Annotated in this window: 3 protein-coding genes; 1 reads left to right on the forward strand and 2 read right to left on the reverse strand. The window is 67.2% G+C overall.

From position 1 onward, the window contains the following. Positions 1 to 549: tRNA (adenosine(37)-N6)-dimethylallyltransferase MiaA (locus tag VN047_RS17925; RefSeq protein WP_325545074.1), on the reverse strand; the 549-nt coding region annotated here is incomplete at its 3' end. On the opposite strand from VN047_RS17925, the gene serB reads away from it, so the two are divergent. Beyond that, positions 548 to 1432: a phosphoserine phosphatase SerB gene (gene serB, locus VN047_RS17930; protein ID WP_325545076.1), complete on the forward strand. Its 885-nt coding sequence runs from the start codon at positions 548 to 550 to the stop codon at positions 1430 to 1432. The genes VN047_RS17925 and serB overlap by 2 nt on opposite strands. 207 nt (positions 1433 to 1639) lie before the next feature. Here serB and VN047_RS17935 read toward each other — a convergent pair. After that, on the reverse strand, positions 1640 to 1847 hold a 208-nt coding region (locus tag VN047_RS17935; protein ID WP_325545078.1), incomplete at its 5' end, for a LysR substrate-binding domain-containing protein.

The following is a 1847-nucleotide window of genomic DNA, read 5'->3' on the forward strand; positions in this document are numbered from 1 at the left end:
GCGGCCGGTCGAGCGTATCACCTCCAGCGCGCGCGCAACGCGGGTGGTATCGGCAGGATGGAGGCGCGCGGCGGCTTCGGGATCGGCCCCGGCAAGCGCGGCGTGGGCATCGGCGACAGGCAGGGCGCGGACGGCATCGCGAACTTGCGGGTCGATTTCGGGGACGGGCGCGATGCCGTAAAGCAAGGTGCGGAGGTAAAGCCCCGTACCGCCGACGAGGATCGGGACCTGCCCCGCATCATGCGCCCGGACGATGACGTCGCGCGCTTCGCCCGCCCAGCGCGCTGCATGGCAGGCTTCGGCGGCGTCGATGTGGCCGAAAAGGCGGTGGGGCACGCCCTCCATCTCTTCTTCGGTCGGGCGCGCCGACAGGATGGCGAGGTCGGCATAGACCTGACTTGCGTCGGCATTGACGACGAGCGCGTCACGGCCTGTCTCGCAAAGGGATTTTGCGAGCGCGACCGCCAAAGCGCTCTTGCCGCTGGCGGTGGGTCCGGCAATAAGCGCGAGAGGCGGCCTGTGCGCCGAAGAGATAGAAGGAGATGCCATGTTCGTCGCGACGCTGATAGCAGCCGGGAAGCTGACCGACGAGGTGGTTCGCGAAGCGATCGACCGGCTCGACGCGACGGGGCACGATGTCGGCGCGCCGCACTGGCTCGACGAGCATGACGCGGCCGATATCGTTTTTCAGGGCAGCCTGGTCAGTGCGCGCAGGGAACTGGCGCAGATGGACCATGGCGCGCTCGACATCGTCGTCCAGCCGCTGGGCGACCGGACCAAGAAGCTGATCATCGCCGATATGGATTCGACGATGATCACGGTCGAATGCATCGACGAACTCGCCGATTATGCCGGGCTGAAGCCGCAGATCGCGGCGATCACCGAGCGCGCGATGCGCGGCGAGCTCGATTTTCGCGCCGCGCTGGAGGAGCGCGTCGGGCTGCTCGGCGGCATGCCCGAGGCGACGCTGGCCGATTGCCGGATGGAGCGCGTGCGGCTGACGCGCGGCGCGCGGACGCTGGTGCAGACGATGAAGGCGCACGGTGCGTATTCGATCCTGATATCGGGCGGTTTCATGCCCTTTGCCGGGCCGGTGGCCGAGGCGATCGGGTTCGACAAGGTGGTCGCCAACGAGCTGGAGATTCGCGACGGAAAGCTGACCGGCCGGGTAGTCGAGCCGATCGTCGACAGCGCGACGAAGATCGAGACGCTGAAGGCCGAAGCGGCGCGGCACGGCCTGCCGCTGGCCGAGACGCTGGCGGTGGGTGACGGCGCGAACGACATTCCGATGATCACCGCGGCGGGGCTAGGGGTCGGCTATTATCCGCATCCCGCTGCGGGTGAGGCCGCAGCGGCGGTGATCCGGCATCATGATTTGACCGCGCTGCTCTGGGCGCAGGGCTATGCGCGGCGGCAGTGGGTTATGGGGTAAGAGGCGTCGTCGGCCGGAAGTTGCCGTCGCTTTCATCGTCATTCGGGGTCGAGCCCGGGATGACGAAAGGGGCGGTGCACGATGGCAGCTCACCACCCCGAAGCCGGCGCAGCGCAAGGCCGCGCAGAGAGTTATCTTATCATTGTTAACTTCGAGAGGCACAGGTCGGTCGCTGATGTTTTCATCGTAAACATTGCCCTGCCCGGATTACGCCATCTCCGCGATCAGCCATTCCCGAAACCGCGCCATTGCATCCGTTTCGGGGCGCGACATCAGGCGGGTGAGCCAGTAGCGGCCGGCGTCGATTTCGATATCGAACGGCTGGACGAGCAGTTCGGCGGCAAGTTCGCGCGCGAACATCGACGGCGGCGCGAGCGCGATGCCCTGACCCGCGGCGGCCGCGGCAGCCATCAGC

Origin of the sequence: Sphingopyxis sp., assembly GCF_035565275.1 — a bacterium.
GTDB lineage: Bacteria > Pseudomonadota > Alphaproteobacteria > Sphingomonadales > Sphingomonadaceae > Sphingopyxis.

Coding starts and splice junctions, on each gene's coding strand:
- serB (WP_325545076.1), top strand. CDS start 548: ATGTTCGTCGCGACGCTGATAGCAGCCGGGAAGCTGACCGACGAGGTG.